Annotated in this window: 15 protein-coding genes; 14 read left to right on the top strand and 1 reads right to left on the bottom strand. The window is 70.7% G+C overall.

Going from position 1 to position 15,925, the window contains the following annotated elements:
• Positions 1 to 64 precede the first annotated feature (64 nt).
• The 8 genes from ACN20J_RS10400 to nusB all read left to right on the top strand — a co-directional run bounded on the left by ACN20J_RS10400 (position 65) and on the right by nusB (position 6,729).
• A complete protein-coding gene (locus ACN20J_RS10400; protein ID WP_419665760.1) occupies positions 65 to 334 on the top strand; it encodes a hypothetical protein in 270 nt (89 codons plus the stop codon).
• Positions 335 to 503: 169 nt separating this feature from the next.
• Entirely contained in the window at positions 504 to 1,688 is a 1,185-nt protein-coding gene (gene aroC / locus ACN20J_RS10395; RefSeq protein WP_189839876.1) for a chorismate synthase, read from the top strand.
• Between the two features lie 29 nt (positions 1,689 to 1,717).
• Positions 1,718 to 2,200 (top strand): shikimate kinase, encoded by a 483-nt coding sequence (locus ACN20J_RS10390; RefSeq protein ID WP_359856005.1) that lies wholly within the window; start codon positions 1,718 to 1,720, stop codon positions 2,198 to 2,200.
• Positions 2,197 to 3,288 carry a 3-dehydroquinate synthase gene (gene aroB, locus ACN20J_RS10385; RefSeq protein ID WP_190229283.1) on the top strand — a complete coding sequence of 364 codons (1,092 nt, stop codon included), beginning with the start codon at positions 2,197 to 2,199 and terminating at the stop codon, positions 3,286 to 3,288. Before ACN20J_RS10390 ends, aroB begins: the two co-directional genes overlap by 4 nt.
• Positions 3,289 to 3,471: 183 nt before the next feature.
• Positions 3,472 to 4,392 (top strand): Pro-rich N-terminal domain-containing protein, encoded by a 921-nt coding sequence (locus tag ACN20J_RS10380; protein WP_189839874.1) that lies wholly within the window; start codon positions 3,472 to 3,474, stop codon positions 4,390 to 4,392.
• Between the two features lie 168 nt (positions 4,393 to 4,560).
• Positions 4,561 to 5,667 carry an aminopeptidase P family protein gene (locus tag ACN20J_RS10375; protein ID WP_419665759.1) on the top strand — a complete coding sequence of 369 codons (1,107 nt, stop codon included), beginning with the start codon at positions 4,561 to 4,563 and terminating at the stop codon, positions 5,665 to 5,667.
• Positions 5,668 to 5,725: 58 nt separating this feature from the next.
• On the top strand, positions 5,726 to 6,292 hold the full coding sequence (gene efp / locus ACN20J_RS10370; protein ID WP_055613844.1) for an elongation factor P: 567 nt from the start codon (positions 5,726 to 5,728) through the stop codon (positions 6,290 to 6,292).
• A gap of 2 nt (positions 6,293 to 6,294) precedes the next feature.
• Positions 6,295 to 6,729 carry a transcription antitermination factor NusB gene (gene nusB, locus ACN20J_RS10365; protein ID WP_055613845.1) on the top strand — a complete coding sequence of 145 codons (435 nt, stop codon included), beginning with the start codon at positions 6,295 to 6,297 and terminating at the stop codon, positions 6,727 to 6,729.
• 302 nt (positions 6,730 to 7,031) lie between these two features.
• On the opposite strand, the gene bldD is transcribed toward nusB, so the two are convergent.
• On the bottom strand, positions 7,032 to 7,532 hold the full coding sequence (bldD, locus tag ACN20J_RS10360; RefSeq protein ID WP_027751102.1) for a transcriptional regulator BldD: 501 nt from the start codon (positions 7,530 to 7,532) through the stop codon (positions 7,032 to 7,034).
• Positions 7,533 to 7,775: 243 nt separating this feature from the next.
• On the opposite strand from bldD, the gene pyrR reads away from it, so the two are divergent.
• From pyrR to carB, 6 genes are all read left to right on the top strand, one after another.
• Entirely contained in the window at positions 7,776 to 8,366 is a 591-nt protein-coding gene (pyrR, locus tag ACN20J_RS10355; RefSeq protein ID WP_055613846.1) for a bifunctional pyr operon transcriptional regulator/uracil phosphoribosyltransferase PyrR, read from the top strand.
• A gap of 136 nt (positions 8,367 to 8,502) precedes the next feature.
• Positions 8,503 to 9,480 (top strand): aspartate carbamoyltransferase catalytic subunit, encoded by a 978-nt coding sequence (locus tag ACN20J_RS10350; RefSeq protein WP_189839871.1) that lies wholly within the window; start codon positions 8,503 to 8,505, stop codon positions 9,478 to 9,480.
• Positions 9,481 to 9,485: 5 nt separating this feature from the next.
• Entirely contained in the window at positions 9,486 to 10,772 is a 1,287-nt protein-coding gene (locus tag ACN20J_RS10345) for a dihydroorotase (protein WP_419665758.1), read from the top strand.
• Positions 10,769 to 11,371, top strand: coding sequence for a hypothetical protein (locus ACN20J_RS10340; RefSeq protein WP_190229282.1), 603 nt, complete (start codon positions 10,769 to 10,771; stop codon positions 11,369 to 11,371). Before ACN20J_RS10345 ends, ACN20J_RS10340 begins: the two co-directional genes overlap by 4 nt.
• Complete coding sequence (carA, locus tag ACN20J_RS10335) at positions 11,368 to 12,552, top strand: glutamine-hydrolyzing carbamoyl-phosphate synthase small subunit (RefSeq protein WP_190229281.1); 1,185 nt, start codon at positions 11,368 to 11,370, stop codon at positions 12,550 to 12,552. Before ACN20J_RS10340 ends, carA begins: the two co-directional genes overlap by 4 nt.
• Positions 12,545 to 15,853, top strand: coding sequence for a carbamoyl-phosphate synthase large subunit (gene carB / locus ACN20J_RS10330; protein ID WP_189839868.1), 3,309 nt, complete (start codon positions 12,545 to 12,547; stop codon positions 15,851 to 15,853). Before carA ends, carB begins: the two co-directional genes overlap by 8 nt.
• Positions 15,854 to 15,925 lie beyond the last annotated feature (72 nt).

Here is a 15,925-nt window from a genome sequence, read left to right as displayed (position 1 = left end):
GTCTGTACGATTCGGCCTTCGGTTCCGCAGGGGGCGGAACTCGGGGGAGCCGGGGGGCTGATCCATGCATGTGACGCTGGCGTCGTGGAAGTCGGAGATATTCGAGGCCGTGCTCGGCTTCCTGCCGGACTGGGCGCAGATGACCGGGCTCGGGCTCTTGGCGGTCGCCGTTCTCGCGACCTGGGCCTACAAGCTGAAGCGCAAGCTCGCCTACCGACGGGCGCTGCGCGCGGGGCAGCCCGTCCACGCGGCGGCGCAGTACGGGCAGGGCCGCGGTGCCGACTACCTCGGTGCCTACGCACCCCGGACCCGCCAGGACGACGCCACGACCTGACCACGTCGCCGTCCGCCTGATGGACCTGCGGCGGGGCGGACGGCGCGGACGTGGGAGGATCGTGGGTGGCGGGCCAGGGCCGCGCACCCGGTCGCGCCGTCGCCGTACGCGAGGACGCGCGTACGCAAAGGCAGTACGCAGTACCAGGGCGCGAGCATGAGGAGCACCGTTGAGCAGGTTGCGCTGGCTGACCGCGGGGGAGTCCCACGGTCCCGCACTAGTCGCGACGCTGGAGGGACTTCCCGCCGGCGTGCCGATCACCACGGAGATGGTGGCGGACCACCTGGCCAGGCGACGCCTCGGGTATGGACGCGGCGCGCGCATGAAGTTCGAGCGCGACGAGATCACCTTCCTGGGCGGCGTACGGCACGGTCTCACGCTGGGCTCCCCGGTCGCGATCATGGTGGGCAACACCGAGTGGCCCAAGTGGGAGCAGGTCATGGCGGCCGACCCCGTCGACCCGCAGATCCTCGCCGACCTGGCCCGCAACGCTCCGCTGACCCGGCCCCGCCCCGGTCACGCCGACCTCGCCGGTATGCAGAAGTACGGCTTCGACGAGGCCCGGCCGATCCTGGAGCGTGCCTCCGCGCGTGAGACGGCGGCCCGCGTGGCGCTGGGCGCGGTGGCGCGTTCGTACCTGAAGGAGACGGCGGGCATCGAGGTCGTCTCGCACGTAGTCGAGCTGGCCGCCGCGAAGGCGCCGTACGGCGTCTACCCGACCCCCGCCGACGTGGAGCGGCTCGACGCCGATCCCGTGCGCTGCCTCGACGCGGACGCCTCGAAGGCGATGGTCGCGGAGATCGACCAGGCCCACAAGGACGGCGACACGCTCGGTGGCGTGGTCGAGGTCCTCGCGTACGACGTGCCGGTGGGCCTCGGCTCGCACGTGCACTGGGACCGTCGGCTCGACGCCCGGCTCGCGGCCGCGCTCATGGGCATCCAGGCCATCAAGGGCGTCGAGGTCGGCGACGGCTTCGACCTGGCGCGGGTGCCGGGCTCCAAGGCGCACGACGAGATCGTGCGCACCGACGAGGGCATCAAGCGGACCTCGGGGCGCTCCGGCGGCACCGAGGGCGGTCTGACGACCGGCGAACTCCTGCGCGTACGGGCCGCGATGAAGCCCATCGCGACGGTGCCGCGCGCGCTGGCCACCATCGACGTGGCGACCGGCGAGGCGACCAAGGCGCACCACCAGCGCTCGGACGTGTGCGCGGTCCCGGCCGCGGGCATCGTCGCCGAGGCCATGGTGGCGCTGGTCCTCGCGGACGCGGTGGCCGAGAAGTTCGGCGGCGACTCCGTGCCCGAGACGCGGCGCAACGTCGAGTCGTACCTCCAGAACCTGGTCGTGCGGTGAGCGCTCCGCGCGTGATCCTGGTCGGCCCCATGGGCGTCGGCAAGTCCACGGTCGGCGAGCTGGTCGCGGAGCGGCTCGGCTGCGCCTACCGGGACACCGACGGCGACATCGTGGCCGAGCAGGGCCGCACCATCGCGGACATCTTCGTCGATGACGGGGAGCCTGCCTTCCGCGCGATCGAGAAGCAGGCGGTGCACCGGGCCCTGGCCGGGTACGACGGCGTGCTGGCACTCGGCGGCGGCGCGATCCTCGACGCGGACACCCGGGCGCTGCTGGCCGGACAGCCCGTCGTGTACCTCTCGATGGACGTCGAGGAAGCCGTCAAGCGCACGGGTCTGAACACCGCACGGCCGCTGCTCGCCGTCAACCCGCGCCGGCAGTGGCGCGAGCTGATGGACGCCCGCCGCCACCTCTACACCGAGGTCGCGACCGCCGTGGTGGCCACCGACGGCCGCACCCCCGAAGAGGTCGCCCAAGCGGTCCTCGACGCACTGGAGTTGAAGGAAGCATGAGCGAGGCAGTGACGCGGATCCACGTCGGCGGCACGGCGGGCAGCGAGCCGTACGAGGTGCTGGTCGGCCGCCAACTGCTCGGTGAGCTGGGCACGTTGGTCGGGGAGCGGGCCAAGCGGGTCGCGGTGATCCACCCCGAGGCGCTCGCCGAGACCGGCGAGGCGCTGCGGGCCGACCTGGCCGGGCAGGGCTTCGACGCCGTCGCCATCCAGGTGCCCAACGCGGAGGAGGCCAAGACCGCCGAGGTCGCCGCGTACTGCTGGAAGGCGCTCGGACAGTCCGGCTTCACCCGCACCGACGTGATCGTCGGCGTGGGCGGCGGGGCGACCACCGACCTCGCCGGATTCGTCGCGGCGACCTGGCTGCGCGGCGTGCGCTGGATCGCCATCCCGACCACCGTGCTGGCCATGGTGGACGCGGCGGTCGGCGGCAAGACCGGCATCAACACCGCCGAGGGCAAGAACCTCGTCGGCGCCTTCCACCCGCCCGCCGGTGTGCTGTGCGACCTGGCCGCCCTCGACTCGCTGCCGGTCCACGACTTCGTGTCCGGGCTCGCCGAGATCATCAAGGCCGGCTTCATCGCCGACCCGACGATCCTCGAACTCATCGAGGCCGACCCGCAGGGCGCCCGCACCCCCGAGGGCCCGCACACCGCCGAGCTCATCGAGCGCTCCATCAAGGTCAAGGCCGAGGTCGTCTCGTCCGACCTGAAGGAGTCCGGGCTGCGCGAGATCCTCAACTACGGGCACACCCTCGCCCACGCCATCGAGAAGAACGAGCGCTACGAGTGGCGGCACGGCGCGGCGGTCGCGGTGGGCATGCACTTCGCGGCCGAGCTGGGCCGGCTGGCGGGCCGCCTCGACGACGCGACGGCGGACCGGCACCGCACGATCCTGGAGTCGGTCGGGCTGCCGCTGAGCTACCGCTACGACCAGTGGCCCAAGCTCCTGGAGACCATGAAGGTCGACAAGAAGTCCCGCGGCAACCTCCTCCGCTTCATCGTCCTCGACGGCCTGGGCAAGCCCACCGTCCTGGAGGGCCCCGACCCGGCGGTGCTCCTCGCCGCCTACGGCGAAGTGGGCGAATAGCCCCCTGCGGCGACACTTGGTCTGATTTGCCTTGTGCGGAGGGGCACTTCGGACCGTCCCCCGGCGTTCACCAAACGGCGGCCGGGGACGGTACCGTTCGGTAGGGAGTGGGGCGGGTGCCCCGCTCCCAGCGCCAATTGCCTGCGGCGAATGAGCCAAAGACACGAGACGGAGTGGCACCGGATGCAGCACGCAGTGGGGTCTCCGCTGCCGCCGCCCCACCAGCCGGGGCACGGACCGGCCGTCGGCTGGTCGCCGGCCGCACAACACCCGGGACCGCACCACCCGGGCGCGCACCCGGGTTCCGCGCCTGCCGGCGCGCCCCAGGGGCCCGCGCCCGTGGGCCCGCCGCCCGGCTACGCCGGAGCACCCACCGGGCCCCCCGCGCCCCATCCGCCGGGCCACGCGCCCGCCCCGCATCACGCGGTCCCGCACCACGCTCCCGCGCCGCCGACGCCGGACACCACGGGCCACGTACAGCTGCCGCCGGGCGGCCCCGTCCCGATGCCGAGCGCGCCGCCCACCGCGGGCACGCCCGATCCGACGTCCACCACCCTCGCCGTCCTGCTCATCGGACCCGCCGGCGCCGGCAAGACCAGCGTCGCCAAGTACTGGGCCGACCACCGCAGGGTGCCCACCGCGCACATCAGCCTGGACGACGTACGCGAATGGGTGCGCTCGGGCTTCGCGGACCCGCAGTCGGGGTGGAACGACCACTCGGAGGCGCAGTATCGTCTCGCCCGCCGCACCTGCGGCTTCGCGGCCCGCAACTTCCTGGCCAACAACATCTCCTGCATCCTCGACGACGCGGTCTTCCCCGACCGTCCCGTCGTCGGCCTCGGCGGCTGGAAGCGGCACGTCGGTCCCGGCCTGCTGCCGGTCGTCCTCCTGCCGGGCCTGGAGATAGTCCTGGAGCGCAACGCCGAGCGCTCCGGAAACCGCCGCCTCACCGACGAGGAGGTCGCCCGCATCCACGGCCGCATGGCGGGCTGGTACGGCTCGGGCCTCCCGATCATCGACAACTCCCAACTGGACGTCCCCCAGACGGCCCGAGTCCTGGACGACGTACTGGCACGGTCGATCGCGAGCCCCCCGCAGTGGTAGGGGCCCGTTGAGGAGGGGCTGAGCGCAGGCTCGCCTTTCAGGGGCGCGAGGAACCGCGCACCCAGCCCCCACCCACCCGCACCCGGCACACACCCGTCACCCCCGGTCGGCACCCCCACTCGGCCTCCCCAACCGGCGCCAACCCCGCAGAGCTCATACGCTCGTGGCATGTCAGAGGCGTACGCGGCCCGCCGCGACCGGCTGAGAGAACGCTGCACGGCAAGCGGCAGCGCAACCGCGCTGATCTCCCGCCCCGCCAACGTCCGCTACCTCGCGGGCGTGGCCCCCCACGGCGCCGTTCTCCTGCTGGGCAAGACCGAGGACCTGCTCGTGTACGGCGGTCCCCCCGAAGGCCCGCTCGACGAGGGCAGGCCGGACGAGGCCCTCCGGGTGCACACGCTGCCGAGCCCCGGAGGCGACCCCGCCGTCGCCGCCGCGGACCTCGCCGCGGCCCAGGGCGCAGACTCCCTCGCCGTCGAGGAGCACCACCTGACCGTGACCCGGCACCGGGCGATCGGCTCGGTGGCGCCCCGGCTGCGCCTCGGCGACCTCGGAGCGGCCGTCGAGCAGCTGCGTGTCATCAAGGACGAGGAGGAGATCTCCTGCCTGCGGATCGGCGCGGAGATCGCCGACCAGGCGCTGAGCGAGCTCCTGGAGTCCATCCTCGTCGGCCGCACCGAACGCCATCTCGCCCTGGAACTCGAACGCCGCCTGGTCGACCACGGCGCCGACGGCCCGGCCTTCACGACCTCGGTCGGCACGGGCCCGAACTCCGGGCACCGCGGCCACCGGCCCACCGACCGCCGGGTCGAAGAAGGAGATTTCCTCTCCGTCTGCCTCGGCGCGACCTACCGCGGCTACCGCTGCGAGATCGGCCGCACCTTCGTCATCGGGACCTCGCCCGCCGACTGGCAGATCGAGCTGTACGACCTCGTCTTCGCATCCCAGCGGGCCGGCCGCGAGGCCCTCGTACCCGGCGCCGCCTACCGTGACGTGGACCGTGCGGCCCGCCAGGTCCTGGACTCAGCGGGGTATGCGGACGGCCTTCCTCCGCTGACCGGACACGGCGTGGGGCTCGAAATCGACGAGGACCCGCAGCTGGCCCCCGCGGCCATGGGTAAACTGGACGCTTGCGTGCCGGTCACCGTCGAACCGGGGGTCCACATCCCGGGCCGGGGCGGTGTCCGGATCGATGACACGCTCGTCGTGCGCCCCGAGGCGGACGGCGGACCCGAGCTACTCACCATTACGACCAAGGAGCTGCTCGCGCTCTAGCTTCCCGCTGTGCGCGTGTTCCGGGGTCGTCCACGTCAGTCCAGGAGATTCCGCAACCGTGGCTTCCACGAACGACCTCAAGAACGGCCTGGTGCTCAAGCTCGAAGGCGGCCAGCTCTGGTCCGTCGTCGAGTTCCAGCACGTCAAGCCCGGCAAGGGCCCGGCCTTCGTGCGCACCAAGCTGAAGAACGTGCTTTCCGGCAAGGTCGTCGACAAGACGTTCAACGCCGGCGTCAAGGTCGAGACGGCCACTGTCGACAAGCGTGACATGCAGTTCTCGTACATGGACGGCGAGTACTTCGTCTTCATGGACATGGAGACCTACGACCAGCTCATGGTCGACCGCAAGGCCGTCGGCGATGCCGCCAACTTCCTGATCGAGGGCTTCACCGCCACCGTCGCCCAGCACGAGGGCGAGGTGCTCTTCGTCGAGCTGCCGGCCGCCGTCGAGCTGGTCATCCAGGAGACCGAGCCCGGCGTCCAGGGCGACCGCTCCACCGGCGGCACCAAGCCCGCCACCCTGGAGACCGGTTACCAGATCCAGGTCCCGCTCTTCATCACCACCGGTGAGAAGATCAAGGTCGACACCCGTTCGAGCGACTACCTCGGCCGGGTGAACAGCTAACCGTGGCTGCCCGCAATACGGCCCGCAAGCGCGCCTTCCAGATCCTCTTCGAGGGGGATCAGCGAGGCGTGGACGTCCAGACGGTCCTGGGTGACTGGATCCGGCACTCCCGGACCGACACCCGGCAGCCGCCGGTGAGCGAGTACACCATGCAGCTCGTCGAGGGCTACGCGAAGTACGCGAAGCGCATCGACGAGCTGATCTCGCAGTACGCGGTGAGCTGGACGCTCGACAGGATGCCGGTCGTCGACCGCAACATCCTGCGTCTGGGCGCCTACGAGCTGATCTGGGTCGACGAGACCCCGGATGCCGTGGTGCTCGACGAGGCCGTGCAGCTCGCCAAGGAGTTCTCCACGGACGAGTCGCCGGCCTTCGTGAACGGTCTGCTCGGCCGGTTCAAGGAGCTCAAGTCGTCGCTTCGGCGCGACGACGCCTGAGCGTCGGCGCTCCGCTCGGTTCGATGTGATGTGCGAGCCGGCGGGAGCCGGTCGCGCCGACGCGGCGGAGCCGCACGATGGCACAGCTCCGCGCCCCTGACGGGGCACGGTCGTAGGCGGTCGGCCCGCCCGACGACGCTCAGGACGTAACAACGCCGGAGGGGCCCCAGCGCGATGCTGGGGCCCCTCCGGCGTTCCCGTACCTCTGGCGTCCCCGCGGCCCGCAGAAAGCCGCCGGGGTGGCCGGAACCGTCTGGTTCCGGCCACCCCGGCGGCACGTTTCTTCTCAGTCCCGGTATGGGTCAGGCGTCCTCGTGGGAGACCGCGCGACGCGCGTCGGCGTCCAGGACGCCCCAGCTGATCAGCTGCTCGGTGAGGACCGAGGGGGACTGGTCGTAGATGACGGCGAGCGTGCGCAGGTCGTCCTGGCGGATCGACAGCACCTTGCCGTTGTAGTCGCCGCGCTGGGACTGGATCGTCGCCGCGTAGCGCTGCAGGGGACCCGCCTTCTCGGCCGGCACATGGGCCAGCCGCTCAAGGTCGAGGACCAGCTTCGGCGGCGGCTCGGCGGCGCCGCCCGGAGTGGTGCCCGGCAGCAGTTCCTGCACCGGCACTCCGTAGAAGTCCGCCAGCTCGGCGAGACGCTGCACGGTCACGGCGCGGTCGCCGCGCTCATAGGAACCGACCACGACCGCCTTCCAGCGGCCCTGGGACTTCTCCTCGACGCCGTGGAGGGAAAGGCCCTGCTGGGTGCGGATGGCGCGGAGCTTGGCCCCGAGCTGTTTGGCGTATTCGCTGGACATATAGCTCCCCGGCACTGTGTCGACGTGCGGCTCGGCCGCGCGGCTGGTGACTCACTGTGAGGTTACGCAGCGTGACTCTGCCTCGTCAAGCCGAATGGTCCGGACCGACCCTTCCGTGGGAGCCCGGTACGGCTGGTGCCAAGGGGGTGATCAGGGGCGTTGCCGGGCTGGTACCGTGGTTGGCGCAATTCCGACGTCCTTTAATGATCCGTCCCGTGAGGCGGAGAAGGAGGTCCGTTTCGTATGGACTCAGAGCAGGACAAGCAGCAGTACGAGGCCGATGCCCGGCCCGTTCTGGAAGCCCCCGACATCGCGCGGGTGCTGACCCGCATCGCCCACGAGATCGTCGAACGCGCCAAGGGCGCCGACGACGTGGTGCTTCTCGGCATTCCGACCAGGGGCGTCTTCCTCGCCCAGCGGCTGGCCGCCAAGCTCGAAGAGATCACCGACCGCAAGATCCCGGTCGGCTCCCTCGACATCACCATGTACCGCGACGACCTGCGCATGCATCCGCCGCGCGCACTGGCCCGTACGGACATCCCCGGTGACGGCATCGACGGCCGCCTGGTCGTCCTCGTCGACGACGTGCTCTTCTCGGGCCGCACCATCCGCGCCGCCCTCGACGCCCTGAACGACATCGGGCGCCCCCGTGCGGTGCAGCTCGCGGTCCTCGTCGACAGAGGCCACCGCGAACTCCCGATCCGCGCCGACTACGTCGGCAAGAACCTCCCCACGTCGTTGCGGGAGACGGTCAAGGTCCAGCTCGCCGAGGAGGACGGTCGCGACACCGTGCTGCTCGGTGCGAAGCGGACCGCCCGGCCCGGCGAGCAGTAGCGGCACACAGCCCGCGTCCGCTCGTACGACCCCGAGTGCGCTTCCGCGCGCCCGCGTCCGCCCGGCTGTGCCCTTCCGAGGGGACACCTCCCGGGTCTCCGCTTCCCGACCTGAACTGCCTTACGGAGCCTGACAGATGCAGCGTCATCTCATCTCGGCCGCCGACCTCACCCGCGACGACGCCGTCCTGATCCTCGACACCGCCGAGGAGATGGCCCGGGTCGCCGACCGGCCGATCAAGAAACTGCCGACCCTGCGCGGCCGTACCGTCGTCAACCTCTTCTTCGAGGACTCCACCCGGACGAGGATCTCGTTCGAGGCCGCGGAGAAGCGCCTCTCCGCGGACGTCATCAACTTCACCGCCAAGGGATCCAGCGTCTCCAAGGGCGAGTCCCTGAAGGACACCGCGCAGACCCTCGAAGCCATGGGCGTCGACGCCGTCGTCATCCGGCACGGCGCCTCCGGAGCCCCGTACCGGCTCGCGACCTCCGGCTGGATCGACGCCGCCGTCATCAACGCCGGTGACGGCACCCACCAGCACCCCACGCAGGCCCTGCTCGACGCCTTCACCATGCGCCGCCGGCTCGTCGGCCGGGACGCGGGCCTCGGCCAGGACCTGGCGGGCAAGCGCATCACGCTCGTCGGCGACATCCTGCACAGCCGCGTCGCCCGCTCGAACGTCGACCTGCTGCACACCCTCGGCGCCGAGGTCACCCTCGTCGCCCCGCCGACCCTGGTGCCCGTCGGCGTCGGGTCCTGGCCCTGCGAGGTCTCGTACGACCTCGACAGCACGCTCTCCAAGTCCGACGCCGTGATGCTGCTGCGCGTGCAGCGCGAGCGGATGAACGCGGCGTTCTTCCCGACCGAGCGCGAGTACTCGCGGCGCTACGGGCTCGACGGGGACCGGATGGCGAAGATGCCCGAGCACGCCATCGTGATGCACCCCGGGCCGATGGTCCGCGGGATGGAGATCACCGCCGAGGTCGCCGACTCCGAGCGCTGCACCGCCATCGAGCAGGTCGCCAACGGCGTCTCGATCCGGATGGCCGTGCTCTACCTGCTTCTGGGCGGCAACGAGCCCGCCGTCACCCACACCCGTACCGAGGAGAAGTAAGTCACATGAGCAAGATCCTTATCCGTGGTGCGAAGGTGCTCGGCGGCGAGCCGCAGGACGTCCTGATCGACGGTTCCGAGATCGCGGCCGTGGGCAGCGGCCTGTCGGCCGAGGGTGCCGAGGTCGTCGAGGCCGACGGCAAGGTGCTCCTGCCGGGGCTCGTGGACCTGCACACCCATCTGCGCGAGCCGGGCCGTGAGGACTCCGAGACGGTCCTGACCGGTACGCGCGCTGCGGCCAGCGGCGGTTACACAGCCGTGTTCGCCATGGCCAACACCTTCCCGGTCGCCGACACCGCCGGTGTCGTCGAGCAGGTCTACCGGCTGGGCCAGGAGCACGGCTACTGCGACGTGCAGCCCATCGGTGCCGTCACCGTCGGCCTGGAGGGCAAGAAGCTCGCCGAGCTCGGCGCGATGCACGAGTCGGCCGCGGGCGTCACCGTCTTCTCGGACGACGGCAAGTGCGTCGACGACGCCGTGATCATGCGGCGCGCGCTCGAATACGTGAAGGCCTTCGGCGGAGTTGTCGCCCAGCACGCGCAGGAGCCCCGGCTCACCGAGGGCGCCCAGATGAACGAGGGCGTCGTCTCCGCCGAGCTGGGACTCGGCGGCTGGCCCGCGGTCGCCGAGGAGTCGATCATCGCCCGGGACGTCCTGCTCGCCGAGCACGTCGGATCGCGCGTGCACATCTGCCACCTCTCGACCGCCGGGTCCGTCGAGATCGTCCGGTGGGCCAAGTCCCGCGGCATCGACGTCACCGCCGAGGTCACGCCGCACCACCTCCTCCTCACCGACGAGCTGGTGCGTTCGTACAACCCCGTCTACAAGGTCAACCCGCCGCTGCGCACCGAGCGCGACGTCATGGCCCTGCGCGAGGCGCTCGCCGACGGCACGATCGACATCGTCGCCACCGACCACGCCCCGCACCCGCACGAGGACAAGGACTGCGAGTGGGCCGCGGCCGCCATGGGCATGGTGGGCCTGGAGACCGCGCTGTCCGTCGTCCAGCAGACGATGGTCGAGACCGGGCTGCTCGACTGGGCCGGGGTCGCCGACCGCATGTCCTTCAAGCCCGCCGGCATCGGCCGGGTGCAGGGTCACGGCCGTCCCGTCTCGGCAGGCGAGCCCGCCAACCTCACCCTCGTCGACACGGCATACCGTGGAGCCGTGGACCCCGCGGGCTTCGCGTCGCGCAGCCGCAACACTCCGTACGAGGGTCGTGAGCTGCCGGGCCGTGTCACGCACACGTGGCTCCGGGGCAGGGCCACGCTCGTCGACGGGAAGCTCGCGTGACATCACTCACCCCCATTGCAGCGCAGATCGCGGCTGACATCGCCGCGGAACAGAAGTCCGCGGAAGTGACCGACTGGGCCGCCCGGATCGGCTGGCTCGTCGGCCTCGTCCTGTTCATCGCGCTCGTCTACTGGCTGATGCGCGAGGGCTGGAAGTGGCGCGGCGCGCTCCAGGGCGACCTTCCCGAGCTGCACACCGCGCCGGAAGAGCCCGGCGAGGCGAAACTGACGATGAGCGGCCGCTACCACGGCTCCACCACAGCCGGGCAGTGGCTCGACCGCATCGTGGCGCACGGCCTGGGCACCCGCAGCCGGGCCGAGGTCACGCTGACGGACGTGGGCCTGGATGTCGTACGCCCCGGAGCGGCCGACTTCTTCGTACCTCTGGCGCAACTGCGTGAGGCCCGGCTCGACAAGGGCATCGCGGGCAAGGTCCTCACCGAGGGCGGGCTCCTCGTCATCACCTGGGAGCACGGCGACCGGCTGATCGACTCGGGCTTCCGGTCCGACCACGCGGCCGAGCACAACGAGTGGGTCGACACCCTGAACAGCATGATCAACACGAGCGACAAGAGCGACAAGACGGAAGGCGCACGATGACGACCTCCATCCAGGGAACCGCCTCGCGGAGGCGAAAGGCGGCTCCCGCCGTACTCGTCCTGGAGGACGGCCGCACCTTCCGTGGCCGCGCCTACGGGGCCGTGGGGGTGACCTTCGGCGAAGCGGTGTTCTCCACCGGCATGACCGGCTACCAGGAGACCCTCACCGACCCGTCGTACCACCGCCAGGTCGTCGTGATGACCGCCCCGCACGTCGGCAACACCGGCGTGAACGACGACGACCCCGAGTCCAAGCGCATCTGGGTCGCCGGTTACGTCGTACGGGACCCCGCGCGCGTGCCCTCCAACTGGCGCTCCCGGCGCTCGCTCGACGAGGAGCTCGTCCAGCAGGGCGTCGTGGGCATCAGCGGGATCGACACCCGCGCGCTCACCCGCCATCTGCGCGAGCGCGGCGCCATGCGCGTCGGCATCTTCTCCGGCAACGCGCTGCCCGACGAGGGCACCATGCTCGCCGAGGTGCGCCAGGCCCCCGAGATGAAGGGCGCCAGCCTCTACGAGGAAGTGGCCACCAAGGAGACGTACGTCGTCCCCGCCATCGGCCCCGACGGCGAAGCCGTCCCGATCGGTGCCGCGAAGTACACCGTCGCCGCCGTGGACCTCGGTATCAAGGGCATGACCCCGCACCGCATGGCCGAGCGCGGCATCGAGGTGCACGTGCTGCCCGCCACCGCGACGGCCGAGGACATCTACGCGGTCGAGCCGGACGGCGTGTTCTTCTCCAACGGTCCCGGCGACCCGGAGAAGGCCGAGCACCCGGTCTCCGTGATGCGTGCCGTCCTGGAGCGGAAGACGCCCCTCTTCGGCATCTGCTTCGGCAACCAGATCCTCGGCCGCGCCCTCGGCTTCGGCACGTACAAGCTGAAGTACGGCCACCGGGGCATCAACCAGCCCGTGCAGGACCGTACGACCGGCAAGGTCGAGGTCACCGCGCACAACCACGGCTTCGCCGTCGACGCGCCGCTCGACAAGGTCTCCGAGACCCCCTACGGGCGTGCCGAGGTCTCGCACGTCTGCCTGAACGACCAGGTCGTCGAGGGGCTGCAGCTCCTCGACCAGCCGGCGTTCAGCGTCCAGTACCACCCCGAGGCAGCGGCGGGCCCGCACGACGCGGCCTACCTGTTCGACCGCTTCGTCCAGCTCATGGAGGGCCAGCGTGCCTAAGCGCACCGATATCCAGTCCGTCCTGGTCATCGGCTCCGGCCCGATCGTCATCGGCCAGGCCGCCGAGTTCGACTACTCCGGCACCCAGGCCTGCCGCGTCCTCAAGGCCGAGGGCCTGCGGGTCATCCTCGTCAACTCCAACCCGGCGACGATCATGACCGACCCGGAGATCGCCGACGCCACGTACGTCGAGCCGATCACCCCGGAGTTCGTCGAGAAGATCATCGCGAAGGAGCGGCCGGACACCCTGCTGCCGACGCTCGGCGGCCAGACCGCCCTCAACACCGCGATCTCCATGCACGAGCAGGGTGTGCTGGAGAAGTACGGTGTCGAGCTGATCGGCGCCAACGTCGAGGCGATCAACAAGGGCGAGGACCGCGACCTCTTCAAGGACGTCGTCGAGGCCGTCCGGGAGAAGATCGGGCACGGCGAGTCCGCCCGCTCGGTCATCTGCCACTCCATGGACGACGTGATCCAGGGCGTCGAGACGCTCGGCGGCTACCCCGTCGTCGTCCGGCCCTCCTTCACCATGGGCGGCGCCGGCTCCGGCTTCGCGCACGACGAGGAGGAGCTGCGCCGGATCGCGGGGCAGGGCCTCACGCTCTCGCCGACCACCGAGGTGCTCCTGGAGGAGTCCATCCTCGGCTGGAAGGAGTACGAACTGGAGCTGATGCGCGACAAGAACGACAACGTCGTGGTCGTCTGCTCCATCGAGAACTTCGACCCGATGGGCGTGCACACCGGCGACTCGATCACCGTGGCGCCCGCGATGACGCTGACCGACCGCGAGTACCAGCGCCTGCGTGACATCGGCATCGCGATCATCCGTGAGGTCGGCGTCGACACCGGCGGCTGCAACATCCAGTTCGCGGTGAACCCGGACGACGGCCGCATCATCGTCATCGAGATGAACCCGCGGGTGTCGCGCTCCTCGGCCCTCGCGTCGAAGGCGACCGGCTTCCCGATCGCCAAGATCGCCGCCAAGCTGGCCGTCGGCTACACCCTCGACGAGATCCCGAACGACATCACGGAGAAGACCCCGGCGTCCTTCGAGCCCACGCTCGACTACGTGGTCGTCAAGGCCCCGCGGTTCGCCTTCGAGAAGTTCCCGTCCGCCGACTCCACGCTGACCACGACCATGAAGTCGGTCGGCGAGGCCATGGCGATCGGGCGCAACTTCACCGAGGCGCTGCAGAAGGCGCTGCGGTCGCTGGAGAAGAAGGGCTCGCAGTTCACGTTCGTCGGCGAGCCCGGCGACAAGGGTGAGCTGCTGGCGGAGGCCATCCGGCCGACCGACGGGCGCATCAACTCCGTCATGCAGGCCATCCGCGCGGGCGCCACGCCCGAGGAGGTCTTCGAGTACACGAAGATCGACCCGTGGTTCGTCGACCAGCTGTTCCTGATCAAGGAGATCGCGGACGAGCTGGCCGCCGCCGACAAGCTGGACCCGGAGCTGCTCGCCGAGGCCAAGCGCCACGGCTTCTCCGACGTCCAGATCGGCGAGATCCGCGGCCTGCGCGAGGACGTGGTGCGCGAGGTGCGGCACGCGCTGGGCGTACGCCCGGTCTACAAGACGGTCGACACCTGCGCCGCCGAGTTCGCGGCCAAGACGCCGTACTTCTACTCCTCGTACGACGAGGAGTCGGAGGTGGCTCCGCGCGAGAAGCCCGCCGTGATCATCCTCGGCTCCGGTCCGAACCGCATCGGCCAGGGCATCGAGTTCGACTACTCCTGCGTCCACGCCTCCTTCGCGCTGAGCGACGCGGGCTACGAGACCGTGATGGTCAACTGCAACCCCGAGACCGTCTCCACGGACTACGACACCTCCGACCGTCTGTACTTCGAGCCGCTGACGCTCGAGGACGTGCTGGAGATCGTCCACGCGGAGACGCTCGCCGGACCGATCGCGGGCGTCATCGTCCAGCTCGGCGGACAGACCCCGCTGGGCCTCTCGCAGGCGCTCAAGGACAACGGCGTGCCGGTCGTAGGCACTCCGCCCGAGGCCATCCACGCCGCCGAGGACCGCGGCGCCTTCGGCCAGGTGCTCGCCGAGGCCGGTCTCCCCGCGCCGAAGCACGGCACCGCCACGACGTTCGCCGGTGCCAAGGCCATCGCCGACGAGATCGGCTACCCCGTCCTCGTCCGGCCGTCGTACGTCCTCGGCGGGCGCGGCATGGAGATCGTGTACGACGAGACGCGGCTGGCCTCGTACATCGAGGAGTCGACCGAGATCAGCCCGTCCCGGCCGGTCCTGGTCGACCGCTTCCTGGACGACGCGATCGAGATCGACGTGGACGCGCTGTACGACGGCCACGAGCTGTACCTCGGCGGTGTCATGGAGCACATCGAGGAGGCCGGCATCCACTCCGGCGACTCGGCGTGCGCGCTGCCCCCGATCACGCTCGGCGGCTTCGACATCAAGCGCCTGCGGGCCTCGACGGAGGCCATCGCGAAGGGTGTCGGGGTCCGCGGACTGATCAACATCCAGTTCGCGATGGCGGGCGACATCCTGTACGTCCTCGAAGCCAACCCGCGTGCCTCGCGCACCGTTCCCTTCACCTCGAAGGCGACCGCGGTGCCGCTGGCGAAGGCCGCCGCCCGGATCTCGCTGGGCGCGACCGTTGCCGAGCTGCGCGCCGAGGGGCTGCTGCCGGCCGTCGGCGACGGCGGCGAACTGCCGCTGGACGCACCGATCTCCGTCAAGGAGGCCGTCATGCCGTGGTCGCGGTTCCGCGACATCCACGGCCGCGGCGTCGACACGATCCTCGGCCCGGAGATGCGCTCCACCGGCGAGGTCATGGGCATCGACTCGGTGTTCGGCACGGCGTACGCCAAGTCCCAGGCGGGTGCGTACGGTCCGCTGCCGACCAAGGGCCGCGCCTTCATCTCGGTCGCCAACCGGGACAAGCGCTCGATGATCTTCCCGGCGCGTGAACTGGTCGCCCACGGCTTCGAGTTGCTCGCCACGTCCGGCACGGCCGAGGTGCTCAAGCGCAACGGCATCAACGCCACGGTCGTCCGCAAGCAGTCCGAGGGCGAGGGCCCGAACGGCGAGAAGACGATCGTCCAGCTCATCCACGAGGGCGAGGTCGACCTCATCGTCAACACGCCGTACGGCACCGGTGGCCGCCTCGACGGCTACGACATCCGTACGGCCGCCGTGGCCCGTTCCGTGCCCTGCCTGACGACGGTCCAGGCGCTCGCCGCGGCCGTCCAGGGCATCGACGCGCTCAACCACGGTGACGTGGGCGTGCGTTCGCTCCAGGAACACGCCCAACACCTGACCGCGGCCCGCGACTAGCAGCCCTGAGGGGGACACCGGAAACGGTGTCCCCCTCTTCATGAGCCTTCTTCATGAGGCTCTTCGTGAGGA

This window comes from Streptomyces sp. 2-1 (assembly GCF_048564895.1).
Lineage (GTDB): Bacteria > Actinomycetota > Actinomycetes > Streptomycetales > Streptomycetaceae > Streptomyces > Streptomyces phaeochromogenes.
The sequence above is the reverse complement of the archived record's forward strand: the minus strand, read 5'-3'. Positions and strand labels throughout refer to the sequence as shown.

Bases quoted from the DNA above. Each gene is read 5' to 3' on its own strand.
- carA (WP_190229281.1), top strand. From the start codon at position 11,368: ATGACGACCTCCATCCAGGGAACCGCCTCGCGGAGGCGAAAGGCGGCT.
- ACN20J_RS10375 (WP_419665759.1), top strand. From the start codon at position 4,561: ATGTCAGAGGCGTACGCGGCCCGCCGCGACCGGCTGAGAGAACGCTGC.
- pyrR (WP_055613846.1), top strand. From the start codon at position 7,776: ATGGACTCAGAGCAGGACAAGCAGCAGTACGAGGCCGATGCCCGGCCC.
- ACN20J_RS10380 (WP_189839874.1), top strand. From the start codon at position 3,472: ATGCAGCACGCAGTGGGGTCTCCGCTGCCGCCGCCCCACCAGCCGGGG.
- ACN20J_RS10350 (WP_189839871.1), top strand. From the start codon at position 8,503: ATGCAGCGTCATCTCATCTCGGCCGCCGACCTCACCCGCGACGACGCC.
- ACN20J_RS10400 (WP_419665760.1), top strand. From the start codon at position 65: ATGCATGTGACGCTGGCGTCGTGGAAGTCGGAGATATTCGAGGCCGTG.
- aroB (WP_190229283.1), top strand. From the start codon at position 2,197: ATGAGCGAGGCAGTGACGCGGATCCACGTCGGCGGCACGGCGGGCAGC.
- bldD (WP_027751102.1), bottom strand. From the start codon at position 7,532: ATGTCCAGCGAATACGCCAAACAGCTCGGGGCCAAGCTCCGCGCCATC.
- ACN20J_RS10345 (WP_419665758.1), top strand. From the start codon at position 9,486: ATGAGCAAGATCCTTATCCGTGGTGCGAAGGTGCTCGGCGGCGAGCCG.
- ACN20J_RS10390 (WP_359856005.1), top strand. From the start codon at position 1,718: ATGGGCGTCGGCAAGTCCACGGTCGGCGAGCTGGTCGCGGAGCGGCTC.